The sequence below is a fragment of the Flavobacterium sp. FlaQc-57 genome (assembly GCF_044007395.1).
In the GTDB taxonomy this organism is placed as follows: domain Bacteria; phylum Bacteroidota; class Bacteroidia; order Flavobacteriales; family Flavobacteriaceae; genus Flavobacterium.
Window position 1 is genome coordinate 386,387 of record NZ_JBIPDA010000003.1, and the last position, 22,134, is coordinate 408,520.

The 22,134-nt window shown below is 34.2% G+C and carries 15 protein-coding genes; 13 read left to right on the top strand and 2 right to left on the bottom strand.

Annotation, left to right across the window (positions count from 1 at the left end; all coding sequences use genetic code 11):
• Nucleotides 1–27: 27 nt before the first annotated feature.
• The 3 genes from ACHRVZ_RS12575 to ACHRVZ_RS12585 all read left to right on the top strand — a co-directional run bounded on the left by ACHRVZ_RS12575 (nucleotide 28) and on the right by ACHRVZ_RS12585 (nucleotide 2,928).
• Nucleotides 28–1,041 (top strand): zinc-binding alcohol dehydrogenase family protein, encoded by a 1,014-nt coding sequence (locus ACHRVZ_RS12575; protein ID WP_395422850.1) that lies wholly within the window; start codon nucleotides 28–30, stop codon nucleotides 1,039–1,041.
• A gap of 253 nt (nucleotides 1,042–1,294) precedes the next feature.
• Nucleotides 1,295–2,092, top strand: a complete 798-nt coding sequence (locus ACHRVZ_RS12580) for an SDR family oxidoreductase (protein ID WP_395422853.1) — start codon at nucleotides 1,295–1,297, stop codon at nucleotides 2,090–2,092.
• Nucleotides 2,093–2,097: 5 nt separating this feature from the next.
• Entirely contained in the window at nucleotides 2,098–2,928 is an 831-nt protein-coding gene (locus ACHRVZ_RS12585; RefSeq protein ID WP_395422854.1) for an amidohydrolase family protein, read from the top strand.
• 162 nt (nucleotides 2,929–3,090) lie between these two features.
• Here ACHRVZ_RS12585 and ACHRVZ_RS12590 read toward each other — a convergent pair whose 3' ends face one another.
• Nucleotides 3,091–4,776 carry a glycoside hydrolase family 28 protein gene (locus tag ACHRVZ_RS12590; RefSeq protein ID WP_395422856.1) on the bottom strand — a complete coding sequence of 562 codons (1,686 nt, stop codon included), beginning with the start codon at nucleotides 4,774–4,776 and terminating at the stop codon, nucleotides 3,091–3,093.
• A gap of 397 nt (nucleotides 4,777–5,173) precedes the next feature.
• On the opposite strand from ACHRVZ_RS12590, the gene ACHRVZ_RS12595 reads away from it, so the two are divergent.
• From ACHRVZ_RS12595 to ACHRVZ_RS12615, 5 genes are all read left to right on the top strand, one after another.
• Nucleotides 5,174–7,690, top strand: a complete 2,517-nt coding sequence (locus ACHRVZ_RS12595) for a right-handed parallel beta-helix repeat-containing protein (protein WP_395422858.1) — start codon at nucleotides 5,174–5,176, stop codon at nucleotides 7,688–7,690.
• Between the two features lie 85 nt (nucleotides 7,691–7,775).
• Entirely contained in the window at nucleotides 7,776–8,840 is a 1,065-nt protein-coding gene (locus ACHRVZ_RS12600) for a Gfo/Idh/MocA family protein (RefSeq protein WP_395422860.1), read from the top strand.
• Nucleotides 8,837–10,420: a sodium:solute symporter gene (locus ACHRVZ_RS12605; protein ID WP_395422861.1), complete on the top strand. Its 1,584-nt coding sequence runs from the start codon at nucleotides 8,837–8,839 to the stop codon at nucleotides 10,418–10,420. Before ACHRVZ_RS12600 ends, ACHRVZ_RS12605 begins: the two co-directional genes overlap by 4 nt.
• Nucleotides 10,421–10,595: 175 nt before the next feature.
• Nucleotides 10,596–11,369, top strand: coding sequence for a hypothetical protein (locus tag ACHRVZ_RS12610; RefSeq protein WP_395422862.1), 774 nt, complete (start codon nucleotides 10,596–10,598; stop codon nucleotides 11,367–11,369).
• Nucleotides 11,370–11,523: 154 nt separating this feature from the next.
• Nucleotides 11,524–12,291 (top strand): HNH endonuclease signature motif containing protein, encoded by a 768-nt coding sequence (locus ACHRVZ_RS12615; protein ID WP_395422864.1) that lies wholly within the window; start codon nucleotides 11,524–11,526, stop codon nucleotides 12,289–12,291.
• Between the two features lie 25 nt (nucleotides 12,292–12,316).
• Here ACHRVZ_RS12615 and ACHRVZ_RS12620 read toward each other — a convergent pair whose 3' ends face one another.
• On the bottom strand, nucleotides 12,317–12,514 hold the full coding sequence (locus ACHRVZ_RS12620; protein WP_395422866.1) for a helix-turn-helix transcriptional regulator: 198 nt from the start codon (nucleotides 12,512–12,514) through the stop codon (nucleotides 12,317–12,319).
• Nucleotides 12,515–12,676: 162 nt separating this feature from the next.
• Between ACHRVZ_RS12620 and ACHRVZ_RS12625 the strand changes: the two genes are divergently transcribed.
• The 5 genes from ACHRVZ_RS12625 (at nucleotide 12,677) to ACHRVZ_RS12645 (ending at nucleotide 22,095) form a co-directional block, all read left to right on the top strand.
• On the top strand, nucleotides 12,677–12,883 hold the full coding sequence (locus ACHRVZ_RS12625) for a SymE family type I addiction module toxin (protein ID WP_395422868.1): 207 nt from the start codon (nucleotides 12,677–12,679) through the stop codon (nucleotides 12,881–12,883).
• A 328-nt stretch (nucleotides 12,884–13,211) separates the two neighbouring features.
• Nucleotides 13,212–15,398 (top strand): alpha-rhamnosidase, encoded by a 2,187-nt coding sequence (locus ACHRVZ_RS12630; protein WP_395422870.1) that lies wholly within the window; start codon nucleotides 13,212–13,214, stop codon nucleotides 15,396–15,398.
• 143 nt (nucleotides 15,399–15,541) lie between these two features.
• Nucleotides 15,542–17,218: a hypothetical protein gene (locus tag ACHRVZ_RS12635; protein ID WP_395422872.1), complete on the top strand. Its 1,677-nt coding sequence runs from the start codon at nucleotides 15,542–15,544 to the stop codon at nucleotides 17,216–17,218.
• A 187-nt stretch (nucleotides 17,219–17,405) separates the two neighbouring features.
• Complete coding sequence (locus ACHRVZ_RS12640; protein WP_395422875.1) at nucleotides 17,406–18,536, top strand: glycosylase; 1,131 nt, start codon at nucleotides 17,406–17,408, stop codon at nucleotides 18,534–18,536.
• 223 nt (nucleotides 18,537–18,759) lie between these two features.
• Entirely contained in the window at nucleotides 18,760–22,095 is a 3,336-nt protein-coding gene (locus tag ACHRVZ_RS12645) for a glycoside hydrolase family 2 TIM barrel-domain containing protein (RefSeq protein ID WP_395422877.1), read from the top strand.
• The last annotated feature ends 39 nt before the right edge of the window (nucleotides 22,096–22,134 follow it).

Genomic DNA, 22,134 nt, shown 5'->3' on the forward strand with positions numbered 1-22,134 from the left:
CCTGCGAGTTAGCTAAAAAAATCTAAGATGAAATTTATCGTATGCGAAAAACCGCAAGAGTTTGTAATTAAAGAAAAAGAAATTCCAGAGCCAAAAGAAGGTGAGGTATTGCTAAAAATAAAAAGAATCGGAATTTGCGGAACTGATATTCACGCTTTTGGCGGAACGCAACCTTATTTTGAATATCCCAGAATTCTGGGGCACGAGTTGGCAGCAGAATATGTAAAAGGGAATGCTGAAGGTTTTAAACCAGGTGATAAAGTAACTTTTATTCCGTATTTTAATTGCGGAAAATGTGTGGCTTGTCGCAATGGATTAACAAACTGTTGTGTAAATATCAAAGTTTTTGGAGTTCATATTGATGGAGGAATGTCTGAATATGTTGTGATTCCGGAACAATATTTATTGTACGGTCAAGGATTAGATTACGACCAATTGGCATTGGTTGAACCTCTGGCAATTGCTGCGCACGGAGTGCGAAGAGCGGCTGTTGGACCAAACGATACAGTTTTAGTTATGGGTGCAGGACCAATTGGTATTGGATTAATTCAGTTTGCTAAAATTGCCGGAGCAAAAGTTATAGTGATGGATATCAACGATTACCGATTAGGTTTTTGTAAAAATGAATTGAATGCTGATGCTACAATCAATCCGTTGAATGAAAATGTAAATGCAAGACTGGCAGAACTTACCAACGGCGATATGGCAAATGTAGTTATTGATGCAACCGGAAATAGAAATGTTATGAATGACGCTTTTAATTACATTTCGCACGGTGGAAGATTTGTTTTGGTTGGACTTCAGAAAGGCGAATTAACGTTCAGTCATCCGGATTTTCATAAAAGAGAATCTACTTTAATGAGCAGCAGAAATGCCACGATTCAGGATTTTGAATATGTAATGGAATGTCTTAAAAACGGTAAAATAGATCCTAAAAAATACATTACACACAGAACAAGTTTCTTTGAAATGATTACTGATTTCGGAAAACTAATTGATCCAAAAAATAATGTCATTAAGGCATTGATTGAGATAGACTAAGAGTTTAGTAAATAAAAGTTTTATGACACAGTTGTATCATTCCACGTTCCTCGGAATGACACAACTGAGAAAAAAAATTAAATACATAGAAACATAGTTTTTATTTTTTAAGAAAGGCGAAAGAAACTCGTTTCTCACACATAGCTATGTGTGTTAATGCAAGTGCAACGACTTTTGTTACGTCTTCTAGATCTATGATTCTATGTGTTTAAAAAATCTAACTATTGATAACCTCAAATAACCACAAAATAAAATGGATTTAAATTTAAAAAATAAAATTGTCGTGGTTTCTGGTTCAGCCGGAAAAGAAGGCAGTATAGGTGAAACCATCATCAAAAGATTAGCAGATGAAGGCGCAATTCCGGTATTGGTAGATCGAAATAGCAGAGGGTTTGGTTATGCAGAAGCATTGCAGAAAAAAGGAATTGATTCATTATTCGTTCAGACTGACGTTACGGATCCTGTCGAAATAGAAAATGCAGTAAAAAAGATTGTTGAAAAATACGGAAGAATTGATGCTGTAATCAATAACGTTGGTGTCAATGATGGCGCAGGTTTAGATTCAAGCTACGAAGAGTTTATGAATTCTTTGAAACTGAATGTAGTAAGCTATTTTTTATTAGTGAAATATGCTCTTCCGTACTTAAAAGAATCAAAAGGAAATATTCTGAATATAGGTTCTAAAGTCGCTTTAACAGGTCAGGGCGGAACATCAGGTTACGCCGCTGCGAAAGGTGGAGTTTTAGGATTAACCAGAGAATGGGCGGTTGATTTGATTCAGTTTGGAATTCGTTCAAACGCGATTATTATTGCAGAAAGTTATACTCCGGCATACGAAGATTGGATTAAGACGTTGGAAGATGGAGAGACAGTTTTAAATAAAATCAATAAAAGTATTCCGTTTGAAAGCAGAATGACCAAAACTGTAGAAATTGCAGATACGGCACTTTTTGTAATTTCAGATCGTTCATCGCATACTACAGGACAATTTGTTTTTGTTGATGGCGGTTATGTGCATTTAGATCGTGCGTTAATTAGTGATGTAAATTAATAAAGATGAATGATCGTATTGATTCACATCAGCATTTTTGGAAATTTGATCCTGTTAGAGACAGTTGGATTGACGATTCAATGAAAAAGATTCAACGTGATTTTTTGCCAGATGATCTTTTGCCTTTGCTTCAGGAAAATCAGTTTTCAGGATGTGTAGCCGTGCAAGCAAGCCAATCTGAAGATGAAACGAACTTTTTAGTCGATTTGGCTTCAAAGAATGATTTTATAAAAGGAATTGTAGGTTGGGTCGATTTACGAAATAAGAATATCTCAGAACGATTGGAATATTTTTCGACTCATAAAAAGATAAAAGGATTTCGACATGTTGTTCAGGGCGAAGCGGATGATTTTATGTTTGGAAAAGATTTCCGTAACGGAATTTCAGCTTTAAAACAATTCAATTATACGTATGATATTTTAATATTTCATCGTCAGTTGCCAGCTGCACTTAGTTTAGTTCAGGATTTTTTGGAACAAAAATTTGTGATTGATCATATTGCAAAACCTGATATTAAATCAGGCGATATTGACTCTTGGAAAAAAGGAATTCAGGAAATTGCAAAATACGAAAACGTAAGTTGTAAAATTTCCGGAATGGTTACAGAAGCCAATTGGAATTCCTGGACTGCAGAGAATTTAAAACCGTATTTAGATGTCATTTTCGAAAATTTCTCCACAGATCAATTAATGTTCGGATCTGATTGGCCGGTTCTCAATGTCGCTTCAGATTATACTGAAGTGGTAAAAACTTTGGAAGATTATATTTTGCAACTTTCAATCGAAGATCAAAACAAGATTTGGTTTAAGAATGCGAGTTCTTTTTATGATTTGTAAGATTACCCTACAGTTGCCGCAAAGAATGTCATTTCGATCCTGAGGCTTCGCGATCGAAATGACAAATAGGAAAAAAAAGCAGGCTGTTCATTATGAACAGCCTACTTTTTTTAAACATCTAACATCTAACATCTAACATCTAACATCTAACATCTAATAAAACTAAAACTTAACAGCTTTCTTTTCAACGGTTTTATCAATAGTCGTCGTCTTAGAAAAACTAACAGAAGAACCGCTCAAATCGATGTTTTTGCAAGCTTTACCGTTAATTGTAATCGTGTTAGATGAAGCTGGAGTAAATTCTATATTTTTAAGCGAAAGGTTTTGAGTATTGTAAATTTCAAATGCATTTTTGGCCTCAATATCTAATTTTGCATTGCTAATTTTGATTCCGTTTGCGTCGATGATTGAAAAGCCTTTTTCAGCTTTAGCAATCAAATTTGTGATTTCGATATTTTCCAGATTCATTTCAGGTAAACCTTGTAAAAATACTGCTTGTTGAGCACCTTTTATCGTAATGTTTTTGATCGAAATATTTTTGAATTGTGGTGTCTCCTCGTTTACAGGCACCGCTTTTGTACTTACCGTGTTTCCACCTTCGGCCAAAGTTTCTGCGATTGATTTTCCTCCGTAATACAAATCAAAAGAAATAGCCTGCGATGGAATATCAGTCATAAAAATATCTGAAATAAAGATGTTTTCTACAATTCCGCCACGCCCGCGTGTACTTTTAAAGCGTAAACCAACATCAGTTCCCATAAAAGTACAGTTAGATACATGCAGATTTTTTACACCGCCAGACATTTCACTTCCAACCGTTACACCACCATGTCCGTGATATACGATATTGTTTTTTACGATAATATTTTCGCAAGCAACACCACGATCACGACCATCTTTATCTTTCCCTGATTTAATACAAATGGCATCGTCACCAACATCAAAACTTGAATTTTCGATAATTACATTCTTGCAGGATTCAACATCAAGACCATCTCCATTTTGAGAAAACCAAGGATTGCGAACCGTTATATTACGTACAATTAAATCCTCAATCATAAACGGATGAATGTTCCAGGCTGGAGAATTCTGAAAAACAGGACCATCAAATAATACTCTTTTACTATTTTGAATACTTACCAATACCGGACGAAGAAAATCATGAATCGCTTCAAAATCTTCTTTAGTTTTTAGATCAGGACGTACATTTTGATCAGCGCCTTTAGCACCTTTTAAATATTGTTCAGATGGATACCAACTGTCTTTTTTCTCATTTAAAACGCCGCCTGAAGCGACAAATTTCTTCCATTGTTCGTCAGTTAATTTGCTTTTTTTAACCTGTCTCCAAGCTTCACCTGAACCATCCCAAACGCCATTTCCAGTAAAAGCTATATTTTCTAAATTTTTACCATAAATTGGAGAGATGCAACGCCAAGTATTTAAACCTTCAAAACTGGTTTCAATAATTGGATATAAAGTTTTATCAGTCGAGAATTTAATTAAAGCTCCGGTTTGTGCATGTAATTCAAGATTGCTTTTTAAAATAATTGGACCCGTAAGCCAGATTCCGGGAGGAATAATAACTTTTCCACCGCCTTTTTTCGAAACCGCTTCTATAGCATCGGCGAAAGCTTTAGTATTTAAAACATAACCACCATTTACGGCACCAAAGTCCTTTATGTTTACTGTGTTATTTGGAATAATTGGTTCGTTGACTTTTGCCATTTTAAATTCAATGTTTGCATAAGTATCATATGGTTTTGAATCTTGTGCAAAAGTGTTTTGCGAACAGCTGGTTATCATAAAGACCAGAGCAATACGTAAAAGGTTAATTGGGTTAGTTTTCATTCTGATTGAATTTTATTTGAAATTTAATTATAAATGCAAAGCGTTTGATTACTAAATCTAGTATCGAATGATCTTTTTTTATGAATTTGAAAAAAAATCCGTTTGATAAAAATCAAAACTTAAATGTAATCGATTACACAAATCTAATAAAAAATATTTTATAAAAAATAGTTCAGTAGTCGTTTCCACAAAAGAAAAGTTAAAAGTTATGAATTTGTTTTCTGTAATTCATTTGAATAATGCAGGAGGGTACAGGACACTTATGTTTTTAGGTTCTGCTAAATTGTGCCATATATTTAATATTAATGTTAAAAAAACTTGAGATGTAAATTTTTTATTACTATAAATTATGTCTCCAATAATTTTAATAACTAAAAGAAGCTAAAAATTAAAAATAATGCGATTAAATACTTTTACCAAACTACTATTGGCCATTTTTATATTCTGTACAATATTTTCTGTGAATGCAGCTGAAATTTGGGTTTCTCCAACTGGAAAAGACAGCAACATTGGAACAAAGTCAAGTCCGTTGGCAACTGTTCAGATGGCGATGAGAAAAGCAAGAGAATTACGCCGACTAAAAGACGCATCGATAAAAGATGGTATTCGTATAATTGTAATGAATGGTACGTATTATTTGAACGAACCGTTGTTTGTGAGACCCGAAGATTCAGGAACTCCTGAAAGTCCTACTACAATTGAAGCCGACACGAATTCGAAACCAGTTATAAGCGGTGGATTCGAAATAAAGAACTGGAAAAAAGCCGTTTCTATAAATGGAGTAAAAAAGTCGAATGTTTGGGTTGCCGATGCACCTCAAATTGCGGGCGAGATTATCAATTACAGACAATTATGGGTAAATGATAAAAAAGCAGTAAGAGCAAAAAGCACGGCAGGAAACACAATGGATCGCATTTTATCGTGGGATAAGGAAACAGAAACTTGTTGGATTCCGTTCAAAGATAAATCGATAAAGTTTGAGCCGGGAATGGAAATGTTTATTGTACAATGGTGGTCGATTGCGAATCTTAGAATCAAAAACATTGAAATTAAAAAAGACAGCGCCAGACTTTCGTTTGAACAACCAGAAAGCCGTATTCAGAGCGAACATCCTTGGCCAGCGCCATGGATTTCTAAAAACAACGGAAATTCAGCATTCTATTTGAATAACGGAATTTCAATGCTAAATGAACCCGGAGAATGGTTTTTGGATAAAAAAAATGCCAAAATCTATTATATTCCAAGAGTTGGTGAAGATATGAATTCGGCTAAAGTAATCGTTCCAGTCTTAGAAAATTTAGTCGAAGTAAAAGGAACAATTGATTCTCCAGTTCATGACTTTAGATTTAAAGGAATTTCTTTTCAATATAGTAATTGGCTTCGTCCATCGCAACAAGGACACGTTCCGTTGCAATCAGGAATGTATTTATTGGATGCCTATAAGTTAAAAATTCCGGGAACTCCAAATCAAGCAACATTAGAAAATCAGGCTTGGGTAGGAAGACCACGCGCTGCAGTCGAAGTAAACTATTCGAGTAATATTCAGTTTGAATCCTGTCGTTTTGAACATTTGGCTTCAACAGGTTTAGATTTAAATAAAGGAACAAATCACAATACCGTAAAAGGAAATTTATTTAAAGATATTGGTGGAAGCGCTATAAATGTTGGTGTTTTCTCTGAAGAAACTTTTGAAGCGCATTTGCCTTTAGTTATAAAAGACGAAAGAGAAATTTGCTCTGATGAAGTTATTGCAGATAATTTAATTACCAATGTTACGACTGAAGATTGGGGAACACTAGGAATAAGCGCAGGTTTTGTTCGCAATCTAACGATAGAACATAACGAAATATCTGATGTATCATATTCCGCAATCGCAATGGGTTGGGGTTGGACGCACACCGCAAATGTGATGAAAAACAATAAAATTTCGGCCAATAAAATTCATCATTATGCCAAACATTTACACGATGTTGCGGGAATTTATACCCTTTCGTCTCAGCCAAATAGCCAAATCGAAGAAAATTACATCGATAAGGTTTATAACAGTCCGTATGCACACGATCCGTTTTTATGGTTGTATTTGTATACAGATGAAGGATCAGAAGGTTTTACAATCAAAAATAACTGGATTGCAGAAAAGAAAATACTAAAAAATCATAATGGTCCAAAAGGAAATATCTGGGGAAATAATGATCCTTATGTAAGTGCAAAAATTAAAGATGCTGCCGGAATTAGAGCGCCATATACTGATTTAACAAAAGAAGTTGTAATTGACGAACCGTGGGGATTGCAAGAAATGCCAAAAGCAGTTGCAATCGAGTTGATTGGTTCTGACTTTGATATCGAAAAAATTAGATCGACTATAAAAGGTTTCCGAATTGTGGGTGAAGAATTGTATCAATGGAAAAATCATTTGGTGATTTACGGTAAAATGAATCAACCCGAAAGAACCAAACGAAAATTGGCTTTGGTTTATCCATCTGCAGAAATTAAAGTATATGAAAATCCAATTTATGACTTTCAGAATTTTGAAAGATGCAAAGATTCAAAACCGGCAGCAGAATGGGAAAACATTGTTTTGACTGCCAATTTAGTAAATGATTCAAAATTGGAAAAAGAATATATTGATTATCATGCAAGTCAATTTGAAAAATGGCCGGAAATCGCAAAAGGATTCTGCAATGCCGATTTTCAGCAATTACAAGTTTTCAAGTTTGAAAAGCAATTGATATTGGTAATCAGTATTCCAAAAGGAGAAAGTCTGGATAAACTAAACCCAAAAACAACTCAAAATAATCCACGTGTAGACGAATGGAATGCTTTAATGAAAAAATACCAAACCGGAATTGATGGCGCAAAACCAGATGAAACCTGGATTTTCCTGAATAAAGTGAATGTAGAAGAGAAAAAATAGAATAAAGAACAGAGAATATAGAGAAATCTGCGGAATCTGCGTGAAAAAACAATTAAAACTAACTATTTAAAATATAAAATAACCAATGTTAAAAATAGCCATTTTAGGACTCGGAGAAGGTCGAAGCACAATGTCGGCAGCTTTAAAGAGTTCAAAAGTAGAACTCGTAAAAGTTTGTGACCGAAACGAAGATTTGTGTAAACAAAGAGCAAAAGAGTTTGATTTTCATTCGTATACCACAAATTATGAAGATATATTAAATGACAAATCAATTGATATTATTGCCATTTATACGCCTGATCATTTGCATGCTCAACATGTAAAACAAGCATTATTACACGGAAAACATGTAGTTTGTACAAAACCGTTTGTCGATGATCTTTCGGATGCGGCTGCATTATTAGAATTAAGCAAACAAACAGGAAAAAAGGTTTTTATAGGTCAAAGTTCACGCTTTTTTGAACCAGCAAAACGTCAGCGAAAAGATTTTGAAGAAGGCTTAATAGGCGATTTAATTACTATAGAAGCACATTATCATGCAGATCACAGATGGTTTTTAGAAAAAGAATGGTCGTTGTTGCAATCTTTCAAATGGTTATACGGCGGTTTAAGTCATCCAGTAGATTTTATCAGATGGTATTTACCCAATATTGAAGAAGTAATGGGTTACGGAATGATCAGTAGCAACGGAAGTGCAGCGGGTTTAAAAAACGAAGATACCATGCACTTTATCTTTAAAGCAACCGATGGAAGAATTGCAAGAGTTAGCGGAGTTTATACTTCGCCAACACAACCTGCACAACGCGATAGCGGAATGAGTACAATACTAAGAGCGACCGAAGGCGCGAGCCAATCTGATTATCACGAATTGCGTTATGCGATTACAGATAAAACAGGCGAAGAAAAAATAATTACTTGGGGAGATTCGACCTTAAAACACTATTTCCGATTTGAAGGGCAAAGCCATCACGCAGGCGAATATCAAAATTATCTGGAATATTTTGTAGACAGTATCGAACTCAATTTTACGGCATATCCAGATATGGAAGAAGGAATTGGAACCGTAGCTTTATTGCAAGCAATGGATAAAACTTTAAAAACCGGAATGCCAGTAAAAATAGCTGATATTCTTAACGAATACGGACTATGAACAATAGCATCTACGATAAGTTAACGACCTTAGATTTTATAATTGTTGGGGTTTATTTGGCCGCTTTATTAATTATAGGATACGTTGTAAGTGTTAAACAAAGCAAGAAAAATGAAACCCTTTTTCTGGCCGGAAATTCCTTAAAATGGTATAGCATCGGGTTTAATATGTGGGGAACCAATGTTGGTCCATCGTCATTACTGGCTTTTGCAAGTATTGGTTACGCAACCGGAATTGTAGCCGGAAATTTTGAGTGGTATGCTTTTGTTTTTTTACTGCTTTTGGCAATGGTTTTTGCACCGCGATATATTGCGAGCAAAGTAAGCACAATGCCCGAATATATGGGAAAACGTTATGGCGACAGTACACAGAATATTTTAGCGTGGTATGCTTTAGTCAAAATTTTGGTAAGTTGGTTGTCATTGGGATTATTTAGCGGAGGTGTTTTAGTGCGCCAGATTCTTGGAATCCCAATGTGGCAAAGCGTTACCGTTTTAGTAATCTTTTCCGGAATATTTACTTTCGCAGGAGGACTAAAAGCAATTGCCAAAGTCAACGTTTTTCAGATGATTTTGCTAATTGTGGTTTCGTTAACCTTATCTTATTTAGGTTTGCAAAAATTAGGAGGAATTGATGTTTTAATTGCCAAAACGCCGTCTAATTTCTGGAATTTAGTGCAGCCAGCAAACGATGCGCATTATCCGTGGCCGGCCATTCTTTTGGGTTATCCTGTTGCAGCTGTAGCATTCTTTTGCACAGATCAATCGATGGTTCAGAGTGTTTTAGGAGCTAAAAATTTAGAACAAGGACAACTTGGTGTAAACTTTATTGGCTGGCTAAAAGTAATGGCATTGCCGTTGTTTATTTTACCAGGAATTCTTTGCTACGCATTATATCCGGAACTAGGAAAAAACTCCGATTTGGCTTATATGACAATGGTTACAAACCTGTTTCCAAGCGGAATGAACGGTTTGGTTATTTGTGTTATGATTGCCGTTTTGGTAGGAACAATTGGTTCTTCCTTAAATGCATTAAGTACTGTTTTTACCAATGATATTTATGTAAAAAAAATAAATCCAACGGCAACGATTAAAGATCAAATTAAAATTGGAAGAATCACCATTGCAGCCGGATGTTTGTTTGCAATTCTTATTGCGGTTGCGATTGATAATATCAAAGGACAAAACTTATTCAATATATTTCAGGCGGTTTTGGGCTTTTTAGCGCCATCTTTATCAGTAGTTTTTCTGTTGAGTATCTTCTGGAAACGTACCACAAAAAAAGCGGTGAACGCTACACTTTCTTGGGGTTCAGCTTTTAGTTTATTTGTTGGAGTTTTATATTTATGGATATTCCCTGCCGATGTTTATACCATTTGGCCTCACTTTTTATTAATCTCATTTTACATTTTTGCAGTTTTATTAGTTGCTGCAATTATTATTTCATTAGCCGATAAAAATCCGGAAGTTAATTTTTCTGAAGAAGCCGATATTCCTAAAACAAGTAAAAAGGTAAAACTGTTATTTGGATTATTAGGATTGACTATTTTGGTTTTGTATTTGTTTTTTAATGGGAATTAATAAAATATTTTCTTTTAAAAATCTCTAGTATTCTGATAGTAGTAGTAGTTAAAAAGAATATTTTATTAATATATGGATAGATTTCAATGATTAACAATTTGAAGGAAAATAAATAAAATTAAGGAAAATAAGTATTACGTTTGTTAAAATTAAAAAACATAATCAAAAGCAATTTATGGAAGAAATTAATGAGATTGAAAATTTTAATGAACATATAAATGCTAACTCACTTGACTATAAAGTCTATAGAAAACAAGAACTGGAAGAAACTAAAGAACGTCTTTTAGGGAGATTGCGAAGACAAAAAAAATTGTCAAGATTTTCGATGTTAACAGGAATTTTTATAATTATAGCTACAATTGCTATGTATTATATCTCCGATTTTTCTAGAATGTATTTTGTTATAATGATAGGCTATGCGATAATTATTTTATCATTTCCTTTTATAAATTCAAATCCAGAAGCAGAAACTCAAATACAACAAGTACAAAACGAATTAGATTTATTAGAAATTGAAGATTCAAGTATCGAGATGCGTGCTGAAAAGCTTTTTAAGTATCATCAACTTGAGTTGAAAAAGTATTATGATCAAACATTAAGGCATAGCTCATGGATATTTTTGACTGGATTATTTTGCATTATTTGTGGATTTGCATTTATTGGTACCACTTTGTATTTAATTTTTAATAATAAATCAATTGAATTCAATGAAAAAATTCTTTTAGGTTCAATTGGGACTTTATCAACGTTACTTTCAAATTTTATTGGAGCAATATATTTAAAAATGTATTCAGAAACACTAAAGTCATTAACGGAATTTCATAATCGATTAGTAATTACACATCACTTACATTTTGGAAATTATTTAACTTCGAAAATTACGGACAAAGTACTAAGAGAAAAAACTTTATCTGATTTGACTTTAAAAATTGCAGAAAATAAATCTTGATATTAATTATACAGTTTTTTGTAGTTATCCACTCGTAAATAATTAATTCCTTATATAGTGAAAAGAAGTCGTTGAATTTAGAGGCTGTTATTTATGTTTTAATTTTAATGCTGCAACTTTTTTGAGTAATTTTAAAAAATATTTGTCATAAAATATGTCGATAAAAGTAAGAACTAGAAAAATTCTGTGGTCTAGATCCGGAAATAGATGCGCAATTTGCAAGAAATTATTAGTTCATAAAATAGATGTTGCTAATGCAGATTTTATTGTAGGTGAAGAATGTCATATTGTTTCTTCTAAAAAAAATGGACCTCGAGGTGAAATAGAGATTTTAAATGACTTTGATGATTATAAAAATCTTATTTTGCTTTGTGCTAATGATCACAAGTTAATTGATGATTTTCCTGAAACTTTTTCTTTAGATATTTTAATTGAACTAAAAAATAATCACGAAAATTGGGTTGAGAAAGCAATTGAAAAAGATTTACTAGAGTACATACAAAGCACTAATAATATTCAAGTGCTTGATGAAGTAAAAGGGCAAACAGAACTTAGATCAATAATCCCTAATTCACATATTTATTTTTTCGATTTTTCAACCATAAAAGATCGAAATTTATCTATTCGAGTTAGTGAATTTTTCGAGGATTTAAGAGACTTGATAGATATTTATTCAGAAATTGAAATTAGCCAATTGCAACGTTATTTATTAAACTGTGAAGATGAAATTAAAGAATTTAATAAGGAAGGAATACGCATTTTTGGAAAAGGATTGGTTAGAAAATATAAATTTCAAAATGTACCAGAAAGTGATTACAAAGTAGCAATGTTTATTGCATTTGATCCAAAAGAGAGTCCTCAATCTGTGGAAAATAATAAACTTACAGTTAAATTGCCGGATGATTTTAATCCATTAATGTAATGTTGGTAATTTCAAATTTAAAATACTATTTATTCCCCGTAGAAACCAACAACTCCCGAATATCAATTTTCAAATATTTAGAAATTTCATAAAGTGTTTCAACAGATGGTTGAATTTCATTTGTACACCAGCGAGAAACAGTTGTTTCTGTTTTGCCTAAATGACTTGCTAAATCTTTACCATTTCTATTTTTTTCTGCCAAGACAGATTTTATTCTATTCAAGTTTAATTTCGACACATTGTTAATTTATGAATTCTCCTGCAAATATCGCAAAATTTTAATGACTTGAAAATCAAAGCGTAATAAATTAAAATCAACATTATTTGTTGATTTATTTTCTTTTTAATATAATTTATAGTAATATTGTGTAAATTACTAATAATCATGAAGCAAGAAAATATAATTGAACGTGCAGGAAAACGGCAATTAAAAATCCATAGTAAGTATATTCGAAGAGCATATATGCGTTATGTGGTATTTCCTGAAATCCGTCTTTGCGGAAAATGGCTTCATGATATTGGTTTTGCTCACGGAAAATTTGTAACGGTTCAACACGAGGAAAATAAAATCATTATCACGGTTAACAATTAAATTGAGAAGAAGACAAAGTAGTGCGTATTAATTATTTTATTTTTAATGGAAACTAAAACTATCAGATAAACTTTAGAAAATAATTAAAAAATGCTTCAGAAACCCTGAAGCATTTTTTTATGACGATTTTCAAGAAGCCTGAATGATAAATCTCACAACCCATTATCTATTTAAATAAAAATGAAATAAAATTTAGAGAATTAGATAAAAAAATGGGACTAAAATTATGTTCAATGTATTAAAAAAGTTAATTATTCCGCGTAAACAGGACAGTACAGGTTATGAAATGTAAAAAGAACGTTTATCTTTAGCGTTAAATTATTTTTATATGCAGAACCAATTTTCAATTTTTAAAGTTATTCTTCTTTTTGTCGCTCTTTTTACTTGTTCTTTAGTATCGGCACAGGAAAAATCCAAAGAAGCAACATGGATCTGGTATCCAGGTGATTTTGAAGTTTGGTTAAGCAATAAAATGCAAGTAAGACGTACAGAACGCGAAGCAGTATTTCCGCCGCTTTGGCAATATTACAGTCCTTATGCCTTAGTAACTTTTCAAACAGAAGTAGATATTCCAAAACCAGACGAGGTAAAAATCTACTCAGAAGGACCTTTTCAATTACTTTTAGATGGTGTTCAGGTTTATGGACAGCCAAAATCAATAACAATTCCAGCAGGAAAACACAAAATTTCCTTCAAAGTGTATAATCAGGAAGTTTTGCCAGCGATTTATATTGCAGGTAATTACGTTAAATCTGATGCCTCCTGGAAGGTAACAAACGAAGATAAACTTTGGATTGATGAAACTGGAAAAGCACAACAATCTGGTACACCTTGGGTTCCTGTTGGTTCTTGGAATTTTGATGTACCAGAGCATAAACCATCTCAATTTAAACTAACAACCAAACCTTTAAACGCCAAAAAAACAGAAAAAATAGCTGGTGGTCAATTAATAGATTTTGGTAAAGAAACGTTTGGTTATATTAAAATTCACGGCTTAAAAGGAAAAGGTAAAGTAGCACTTTATTATGGCGAATCTCGCGAGGAAGCTTTAGATTCTGCTAAATGCGAAACACTAGATCATTTATCTTTTGATGGAAAACAACCGGAAACATATACACATAACGGATCAAAAGCATTCCGCTACGTTCAGGTTCATGCAGATGCATCGGTAAAATATGATTCAATTTCGATGCTTTACGAATATTTACCATTAGACTATCGTGGTGCATTCAAATCATCAGACCAACAATTGAATCAAATTTGGGATGTGTCGGCTTACACGATGCATTTAACATCTCGCGAATTTTTTATAGACGGAATAAAACGCGACCGTTGGGTTTGGTCTGGCGATGCTTATCAAAGCTATTTAATGAATTATTATTTATTTTTTGATTCGGCTTCAATAGAACGAACGCTGTTGGCACTTCGTGGTAAAGATCCTGTAACAGCTCACGTAAATATTATAATGGATTATTCGCTGTATTGGTTTGTAGGTGTTTATGATTACTATTTACATACTGGAGATACGAAATTCATCAAAACTTTTTATCCACGAATGAAATCACTTATGGATTTCTGTTTAGAAAGAAGAAACAAAAACGGATTCCTTGAACCATTAGAAGGCGACTGGGTTTTTATTGACTGGGCAGACGGATTACCAAAAACTGGCGAGGTTAGTTTTGAGCAAATGCTTTTAGTAAGAAGCTTAGAAGCCATGGAAGTTAGTGCTAAAATTGCAGGTGAAAATGAGGACCAAAAACAATATCAAAAATTATCTAATGATTTAAAAACAAAATTATTTGAGGTATTTTGGGATAAAAAAGAAAACGTCATGAAGCACCAGCGTATCGATGGTAAAGTGCAAAACATTGTAACCAGATACGCTAATATGTTTGGTATTTTCTTTAATTATTTTAATGAAGAACAAAAGCAAAGTGTAAAAAATAAAGTATTGCTCAATAAAGATGTTCTTCAAATCACGACTCCATATATGCGTTTTTACGAGTTAGAAGCATTATGTGCGATGGGCGAACAGGATTACGTTTTAAAAGAAATGAAAGATTATTGGGGCGGAATGTTGAATGAGGGCGCTACATCTTTCTGGGAAGAATACAATCCAAAGAAAAAAGGAACCGAACATTTGTCGATGTATGGGCGTCCTTACGGAAAAAGCCTTTGCCACGCTTGGGGCGCGAGTCCAATTTATTTATTAGGAAAATATTATTTAGGTGTAAAACCAACCTCTCCGGGTTATTCAGAATATGAAATTAAACCAAATCTTGGAGGTTTAAAATGGATGGAAGGAAAAGTGCCAACACCAAACGGAGAAGTTGCATTGTATTGCAGCACCAAAGAAATTAAAGTAAAAGCAGGTGAGGGAGAAGGAAAATTAATTTTTGAAAGTTCAGCTAAACCCAAAACAAACTCTGGAACGATTACAGAATTAGCCAAAAATAAATATCAATTGACCGTTAAACCGAATGTAGAATATAAAGTGAGTTATAAAGCGATTTGAGTTCTTAGTGTGTAAATGTCTAGTTTGTCATTTCGAGGAACGAGAAATCGCACGCGTAACCACAAAGATTATAACGCCAGTTTGTCATTTCGATCCCGAAGCTTCGGGATCGAAATGACAAAAAAATCAAAAATAAATAACCAATGTCACCAAAAATTACAAAATACACCTTCAAATTAAAATGCACTTTTCTAATGCTGTTAACTTTCTGTATTCAAGTTTCAGCACAAAACTCAGCTTGGAAACCAGCGTCTTTTGAAGTAATCAATAAGTACAAAACTTTCAAAACAACCAAGTATGCTCATGTGTTTTCAGGAAGTAAACACAATATTGTCAAACTTGCTCCAGAATTAGAAGGATTAACGGGAATTGAATTGCCATTAGAAAGTTATAAAAATGGAAAAAATGCTCCATTAAAATTGAAATTCAAAGAAGACGTTCAAATTCTTATTGGCGCTTTTCAGGAGAAAAATAATGTCGATTATCTTCAATTGAGTGATAAATCAAATGCCAAATTAATTCTTGAAAATGGAGTTACTGTATCAGGTTTGTCTCCTATAAATGTTTATGCAGTTTCTTATCCTAAAGGGACTCAAACTATAAATTTAGGAAAAGGATTATTCACAGTTTTAGGAATTGTGAAAAGCAGCCAAAAATTAGAACCAAGAAACGCAGCACTTCCAGATGGAAAACTTTGGAATCCAACATTTATTGTTGAAGGATTCTCAGATGAAAAACCACTTTTCGAAATTATTGGCGGTGAAAATAAACCCGTTGTTGAAGAAGGAATGCCCGGAACAGAAGGTATTCAAGGGGGTTTTGAAGGCGGAAGAGTTGTAAAAGTTGGCGATACCTATCATATGTTTCCCACCGAAAGAGCCGGAGAAAAAGGAGTTGATTATTATTATGATCGCGTAAAAACCAAAATTGGACATTGGACTAGTAAAGATGCAATTCATTGGAAACGTGAATCGACAATCTACCAAGCCAGCGGAACTTACGCCATAACCGAAGATGATAACCCAATGAATGATCGCCGTGCCGCTATTTGGTCGTATATGCCTGTTTTTAACGAAAAGGCAAACAAATGGTACGGCTATTATTTAGCGTATACCGTTCATAAAGAAATACAGCCAAACCATTCTTTTGGTAGAATCTGGCGTTGCGAATCAACCGTTGAAGGAATCAACGGAATTGGTGGCCCGTATAAAGATATGGGAATCATTATGGAACCTGGCCTAGATTCTCAACCGTGGGAAGGCCGTCAGGGAGTTGCCTCATTTTTTCCCTATAAAGTTGGCGATAAGTACTTCGGATTTTATAGCGGGGCATATCCGTTCAATTCTTGGGCAGATTATCCAAAGAAATCAGGAAAAGGCTGGTTTGTAGCTTTGGCCGAATCAAAGAGTTTAGAAGGTCCGTGGACAAGAATAAAAGACGAAAATACACCAATCAAATCCATGCATCCGTTTTTTGTGGAGAATCCAATTGTGAGCCAGCTTCCAAACGGAATGTACATCGCTATTTTTGATGGAGGCCCAGAAGGTTGGGGACATCATTTGCCTAACATGATTGCCTATTCATTATCCAAAGATGGAAAAAAATGGGGTGAAGCAAGATATCTTCCAATCGAAACTAAAGTCGATAAATGGTGGGATATAATGAGAACGCCTTTATGCTTAATTCCAGAAGGCAATGATATTTATACCATAGTTTATGCAGCAATCGACCTAAAAAGAAGATTTCACCCAATGGGAATGGTAAAAGTAAAATTGAATAAAGAGGTGATGGAATCCCGTTTAGAAGAATTGAAGAAATAGAAAAAGGATACAAGATTTTAGAGAATAGAATATAGAGAATAGAATATAGAGAATAGAATATAGAGAATAGAATATAGAGTAAAGAATATAGAAACTTTGTGACTGAGCGACTTTACGAGATTATTTCAATAGCTAAGATTCGTAGTGAATAAAAAAATTAGCGCCTTTGAGGCAAAAGTAATATAATATGAAAATTAAATTCTTATTAATCGCCATTTCTGTACTTGCTATAACAAGCTGTGCAACCAAATATAAGAAAAGAGAAATTACTGAAAACGTAATGCAGGAGATTTACAACGAAGTAAAAACGCCTTACAAATACGGTTTAGTAATGGTTCCCACAGACAACTCATACAAAATGGATTGTCCGAGTGTTTTTAGAAAAGACGGTAAATGGTATATGACGTATTTAATTTACGACGGTAGAGGTTATGAAACGTGGTTAGCAGAAAGCGACAATCTACTAGATTGGAAATATTTAGGAAAAGTAATGTCATTCTCAGAAAACGAAAAACACTGGGATGTGAACCAAAAAGCCGGATATATTTCATTACAAGACCCAACTTGGGGCGGAAGCTACGAATGGGAAAAATACGAGGATAAATACTGGATGAGTTATTTTGGAGGAGACAGTAAAGGTTACGAAGCAGGCGTTTTATCAATCGGAATGGCGTATACCAAAGAAGCACCAACAAAACCACACGAATTTCAAAGATTAGAAAATCCGGTTTTAACGCCAAAAGACAAAGATGCTAAATGGTGGGATAATAGTACGATGTACAAAAACAGTGTGATTCGTGATAAAGATAAATTGACAGGACACAATTTTATAATGTATTATAATGCCCGTGGCGATAGTATAAATCCTGCTAAAGGTGCAGAACGTATTGCGATGGCAGTATCGAACGATATGAAAAAATGGGAGCGTTATGGCAATAAACCCTTAATCAATCATCATAAAGGAATCTCGGGAGATGCTTATATTCAGCGTATTAACGATACTTGGGTGATGTTCTATTTTGGAGCTTTTTGGACAGGTTGGAATCAAGGAGCATTTAACCGTTTTGCAGTTTCGAATGATTTAGTAAACTGGACTGACTGGAAAGGCGAGGATTTAATTAAATCATCTGAACCTTATGATAATATGTTTGCGCATAAATCATTTGTCGTAAAACATGATGGAGTGGTGTATCATTTTTATTGCGCCGTAAACAAAGCCGAACAAAGAGGAATTGCTGTTGCAACTTCGAAAGATTTAGGAGTTAGCAAATTGAATTTTGTGGCACCACCGGAGAAGGTTAAAAAGAGTAAAGAGTAAAGAGTAAAGAGTAAAGAGTTTCGATAGAAAACCTGTTGGGACTTATAACTACAAGATAATAAAGACACAGTTTGTCATTTCGAGGAACGAGACCCGAGCAATAGCGAACAGACGCAGTAAATCACACAAGTAACTCTGTATAGAAAAGTTAATAATATTTGTTAATATACGAGTGTGATTCCTCCTTCGTCGGAATTGCAAAAAACTAAAAAAAATAGAATTAATGTTCAAGCCAGTTCAAATAAATCACTTTTCCAGGTTTCGATTTTCGATACCAAAGTCAGTATTCACATGTTGCATTTTATTATTCACATCTTACACACACGCACAATCTGTAACCGGTGAACCTGCGGGAATTCCTGAGATACCAAAAAAGTATGAATTTGCACCTTGGGAAGATCCAACCGTTACAAGTATAAACCGTCAGCCATCACGAGCAACAGCTTATTCATACACCAATGTAGAAGATGCTCTAAAAGGTGATAGAACCAAAAGCCGTTTAAAAATGCTTGCGGGCGACTGGGATTTTAAATATGCATCAAACTTAAAAGAAGCATCAAAAGATTTCTATAAAGGAAAAGTGGAAGGTTGGAAAAAAATCGAAGTGCCATCGAACTGGGAATTAAAAGGATACGATATTCCCATTTATAAAAGTGCTGTTTATCCGTTCAGACCAATAAATCCGCCTTTTATACCCAAAGATTATAACGGAGTTGGTTCCTATCAGCGTAGTTTTACCGTTCCCGAAAATTGGAAAGATATGACCGTAACCCTACATTTTGGTGCTGTAAGTTCAGGTTTTCAAGTTTGGCTTAATGGAGAGTTTTTGGGATATGGAGAAGACAGTTTTCTACCATCAGAATTTGATATAACACCTTATTTAAAAGAGGGAGAAAATGTAGTTTCGGTACAAGTAATTCGTTGGACAGATGGTTCGTATCTTGAAGATCAGGATCATTGGCGCGTAAGCGGAATCCAGCGTGAAGTTTTTATAATGGCAGAGCCAAAACTACGCATTCAGGATTTCTTTTATCAAACCAAATTAGACAAACAGTATAAAGACGCCTCATTTCAATTACGACCAAAAGTAGAAAATCTAACAGGCGAAAAAATCAAAGATTATACCTTTCAGGCACAATTATACGACGCTAATAATGTGGCTTTATTCAAAGAACCACTTCAGAAACCCGTTATCGACATGATCAACGAAAGTTATCCACGTTTGGATAATGTTCGCTTTGGAATGTTTAAAGAGAATATTGCAAATCCAAAAAAATGGAGTTCAGAAGAGCCAAATTTATATACTTTGGTAATGTCGATAAAAGATCCAAAGGGACAAATTACCGAGGTTAAAAGCTGTAAAGTTGGTTTCCGTTCTGTCGAATTCTCTAAAGAAAATGGCAAAATGCTCATCAACGGAAAGGAAACTTATGTGTATGGAGTAAACCGTCACGACCAGCATCCAACAAGGGGAAAAGCCGTTACAAGAGACGATATTAAAGAAGATATTACAACCATTAAAAAATTCAATTTCAATTTTATACGAACAAGCCACTATCCAAACGATCCCTATTTCTACGATTTATGCGATCAATACGGAATCATGGTAATGGACGAAGCGAATCAGGAAACGCACGGAATTGGCGGAAAATTAAGCAACGACCCAAAATGGACAAACGCCTATTTAGAGCGTATGTCCAGAATGGTTGAAAGAGATAAAAATCATCCATCAGTAGTTTTTTGGAGTTTAGGAAACGAAGGTGGAAAAGGCCCAAATCATGCAGCAATGGCTGGTTGGGTACATGATTTTGACATTACACGTCCCGTACATTACGAACCAGCGCAAGGAAATCCAAGATTAGACGGATACATTGATCCGTTAGATCCAAGATATCCAAAAACAATCGATCACGCGTATCGATTTGAAAATCCACAAGACGAACCGTATGTTGATATGGTCAGCCGTTTTTATCCGGGCGTTTTTACACCTAAATTTTTAGTCGATCAAAAGAAAGATACACGACCAATTATTTTTGTAGAATATTCTCATGCCATGGGAAATTCAGTTGGAAATTTAAAAGAATTATGGGATGAATTCCGTTCGCTTCCACGAGTTATCGGAGGTTGCATTTGGGAATTTAAAGATCAGGGATTATTGAAAAAAGATCCTGCAACAGGACAGGAATTTTTTGCACACGGAGGAGATTTTGGCGAAAAATACCACGATGGAAACTTTAATACAAAAGGAATTGTCGACTCAAACGGAAAACCAAAAGGTTCTATTTATGAGAACAAATGGATTTATCAACCTGCAACAAGTACATTAAAAGAAGGTTTTCAATTAGAAATAAAAAATCGTCAGGCAGTAAAATCGCTAGGAGAATATATTCCGGTTTTGAAAATTCTGGAAAACGGAAATGTTGTAAAAACTCAAATCTTAAAACCTTTCAATTTAGAAGCGGGACAATCTACGATTTTAGATGTAAAACAGTATTTGCCAAAGCTGAAAAAAGATGCTGAATACTTTCTAAATATCGAATTTCAGCTTTCAAAAGATGAACTTTGGGCAGCAAAAGGTTACGCTGTAGCGGAAGATCAATTTTTATTAAAGAAAGCTGATGTTTCTTCCGATTTTGCAAAAGGAAACAATCTTGGAATGAAAGGAACTGATACTGATTCAGATTTTAAAATTAAAGGAAAAACTTTTCAAATCAATATTAGTAAAACAAACGGGGCATTAAACTCTTATGTTTTCAATGGAGAAGAGCAAGTTTTTGCTCCGTTGTTGCCTAATTTTGTGAGACCTCTTACCGATAATGACAAAAGAGGCTGGAAATCAAATAAGGTTTTGAAACCATGGTATCAGGCAAAACCAAAATTAGTGAACACTAAAATGGCTACAGCAATTGAAGGAATAGTTGTTACCAGTGATTACGAAATTATAAAAGACAGTGCGCAAGTACAAGTTGTTTATAAAATCAATGAAAATGGAATTATCAAAGTTGATTACAGTTTGAAAGCCACAAACAAATTGCCAAACATTCCAAAAATTGGAATGCAGATGGGCGTTCAAAGAAAATTCGATCAGATTTCGTGGTATGGAAAAGGGGAATTAGAAAACTACAATGACAGAAGTTTCGGCTCATTTGTAGGCAAATATTCTTTACCAATAAATGATTTTCTGGAGCATTATGTGAAACCTCAGGAAAATGCCAATAGAACAGAAGTGAGATGGATGGCTTTTACAACGCCACAAAAAAACAAAGGTTTATTGGTTGTCGACGATAATAAAGTTTTGAGCATGAGTGTATGGCCGTACACACAAGAAAATTTAAGTGCTGCGAAACATACTTTTGATCTAAAAGATCCAGGATTTTTGACTGTCAATATTGATTTGATTCAGATGGGAGTTGGAGGAAATGATAGTTGGACAGCCGTTGCTCAGCCTTTAGAAAAATATCAAATTAAATCAGGAGATTACCAATATAGCTTTTATTTAGTTCCATTTGAATCACAAAAAAACGGATTAGAAGAAAGTTTGAAGAAGTTTAAGTTTTAATTATTACGCTTTAAACCCGACATTCCCGAAGCCTCGGGA